The organism is Pseudomonas agronomica, assembly GCF_025917275.1.
Classification (GTDB): domain Bacteria; phylum Pseudomonadota; class Gammaproteobacteria; order Pseudomonadales; family Pseudomonadaceae; genus Aquipseudomonas; species Aquipseudomonas agronomica.
The window spans coordinates 1-2,826 of the sequence record NZ_JAOSHO010000592.1 but is presented as its reverse complement, the minus strand read 5'-3'; the positions used below and the strand labels follow the sequence as shown (position 1 = coordinate 2,826).

Here is a 2,826-nt window from a genome sequence, read left to right as displayed (position 1 = left end):
GCGACAGTTGCCTCAGCACATTCCTGATGGAATGTCACAAGTCGGTGACATAACTAGCCCCTTTCGTTACCTGCTGCCCGCAATCCCTTGTTTAGACTCCCCGGGTCAAAACAACAAAAAAGGTCATGTCGATGGACACCTTCCAACCGGCGTTCAGCAGTTGGTTGAACGCTCCTGCCCACCAGCAATGGCTCGCCGCCGAAGGCTTGCGGCTGCTGGCGTTTGCCAAGGCCTCGAAGCTGCCGGACGGTTTCGGCAACCTGGACGAGCTGGGTCGCCTGCCCGCCGATGCCCGCGCCGAAACCATGAACACCGCACGCATGACCCACAGCTTCGCCATGGCCCACATCCAGGGCCTGCCGGGGTTTGTCGAGCTGGTGGATCATGGCGTGCAAGCCCTCATGGGGCCGCTGCGCGATGCTGAGTACGGCGGCTGGTTCGCCGCGGCCAATCCCGCTGGAAACGAAACCGGCAAAGCCGCCTACCTGCATGCTTTCGTTGCCCTGGCCGCCAGCTCTGCGGTCGTGGCCCAGCGCCCCGGCGCCGAGGCCTTGCTCAAGGAAGCCGTGCGGATCATCGACGAGCATTTCTGGTGCGAAGAAGAGGGCGCCTTGCGTGAATCCTTCAATCGCGACTGGCGCGAAGAAGAGGCTTATCGCGGCGCCAACAGCAACATGCACGCCACCGAAGCCTTCCTCGCCCTGGCCGATGCCACGGACGACCCGCGCTGGCTGGCGCGGGCCCTGCGCATCGTCGAGCGGGTCATCCATGGGCATGCGGCCGCCAACGACTACATGGTCGTCGAGCATTTCGACCGCGACTGGCAGCCGCTGCGCGAGTACAACCACGACAACCCGGCCGATGGGTTTCGTCCCTACGGCACCACGCCCGGCCATGGTTTCGAATGGGCGCGGCTACTGCTGCACCTCGAAGCCGCGCGTGTCCAGATCGGCATGCTGACCCCGGGCTGGCTGGCCCAGGACGCGCAAAAACTCTTCGACCAGAACTGCCGCCACGGCTGGGACGTCGATGGCGCGCCGGGCATTGTCTACACCCTGGACTGGGACAACCGCGCCGTGGTTCGCCATCGCCTGCATTGGGTGCATGCCGAAGCGGCGGCAGCGGCCAGCGCGCTGCTCAAGCGTACCGACGAGGCGCAATACGAAGCCTGGTACCGGCGTTTCTGGGAATTCTGTGACAAGCATTTCATCGATCGCTGCAACGGCAGTTGGCACCACGAACTCGATCCACAAAACCGCCCCAGCGCCGACATCTGGCCGGGCAAGCCGGACCTTTACCACGCCTGGCAAGCCGTGCTGATACCTCGGCTTCCCCTGGCGCCCAGCATGGCGTCTGCGTTGGCGAGGTTATCCGCTCCCGCGCCTGTGTAACCATGCAGTGACATATCCGCGTCCCTTCGTTACCTGCGAAGGGATATCCCCTGATTAGAATCCATGCAGCGCAAGCACCAGACTTGCATGCATAACAACAAGAAAGGTACTTCTAGATGAATGCGATTTCTCGCCTCGCTACTGTCATTTCTCTTGCTTCCTTGCTTCCCGTCGCAGCATTCCCTGTCAACGCCCTGGCCGCCGATTCGAAAGGTTCCGTGGAAGTCGTCCACTGGTGGACGTCGGGTGGTGAAAAAGCCGCGGTCGATGTGCTCAAGGCCCAGGTAGAAAAAGACGGCTTTACCTGGAAGGACGGCGCTGTCGCCGGCGGTGGCGGTTCCACTGCCATGACCGTGCTCAAGAGCCGTGCCGTGGCTGGCAACCCACCGGGCGTCGCCCAGATCAAGGGCCCGGACATTCAGGAATGGGCAACCACTGGCCTGCTCGACACCGACGTCCTCAAGGACGTTTCCAAGGCGGAAAAGTGGGACAGCCTGCTCGACAAGAAAGTCTCCGACACCGTGAAGTACGAAGGTGACTACGTCGCCGTGCCGGTGAACATCCACCGCGTCAACTGGCTGTGGATCAACCCGGAAGTCTTCAAGAAAGCCGGCATCACCAAGAACCCGACCACCCTCGAAGAATTCTACGCCGCCGGTGACAAGCTCAAGGCCGCAGGCTTCATTCCCCTGGCCCACGGCGGCCAGCCATGGCAGGACAGCACCGTGTTCGAAGCGGTGGTGCTCTCGGTCATGGGGGCTGATGGCTACAAGAAAGCCCTGGTCGACCTGGACAGCAAGGCGCTGACCGGTCCGGAAATGGTCAAGGCGCTGACCGAGTTGAAGAAAGTCGCGACCTACATGGACGCCGACGGCAAGGGCCAGGACTGGAACCTGGAAGCGGCCAAGGTCATCAACGGCAAGGCCGGCATGCAGATCATGGGTGACTGGGCCAAGAGCGAGTGGACCGCGGCGAAGAAAGTCGCCGGCAAGGACTACGAGTGCGTGGCCTTCCCGGGCACCGACAAGGCCTTCACCTACAACATCGACTCCCTGGCGGTGTTCAAGCAGAAGGACGCAGGCACTTCGGCGGGGCAGCAGGATATCGCCAAGGTGGTGCTGGGTGAGAACTTCCAGAAAGTCTTCAGCATCAACAAAGGCTCGATCCCGGTGCGCAACGACATGCTGGCCGACATGGGCAAGTACGGTTTCGACTCCTGCGCCCAGACCGCCGCCAAGGACTTCCTGGCCGACGCCAAGAGCGGCGGCCTGCAGCCAAGCATGGCGCACAACATGGCGACCACATTGGCGGTACAAGGCGCGTTCTTTGACGTCGTGACCAACTACATCAACGACCCGAAAGCCGACCCGGCCGACGCCGCCAAGAAATTGGGCGCAGCGGTTCAGTCTGCGAAGTAATTAGCGCCGCGGTCCCT

General features: G+C 62.3%; 2 protein-coding genes. Both read left to right on the top strand.

Features of this window, described 5'->3' with window-relative positions:
• Positions 1-131 precede the first annotated feature (131 nt).
• Complete coding sequence (locus OC610_RS24930; protein WP_264431683.1) at positions 132-1,391, top strand: D-mannose isomerase; 1,260 nt, start codon at positions 132-134, stop codon at positions 1,389-1,391.
• A 116-nt stretch (positions 1,392-1,507) separates the two neighbouring features.
• Complete coding sequence (locus OC610_RS24925; RefSeq protein ID WP_264431681.1) at positions 1,508-2,809, top strand: ABC transporter substrate-binding protein; 1,302 nt, start codon at positions 1,508-1,510, stop codon at positions 2,807-2,809.
• The last annotated feature ends 17 nt before the right edge of the window (positions 2,810-2,826 follow it).

Excerpts from the sequence above, each read along its gene's own strand:
- OC610_RS24930 (WP_264431683.1), top strand. The coding sequence starts at position 132 with ATGGACACCTTCCAACCGGCGTTCAGCAGTTGGTTGAACGCTCCTGCC.
- OC610_RS24925 (WP_264431681.1), top strand. The coding sequence starts at position 1,508 with ATGAATGCGATTTCTCGCCTCGCTACTGTCATTTCTCTTGCTTCCTTG.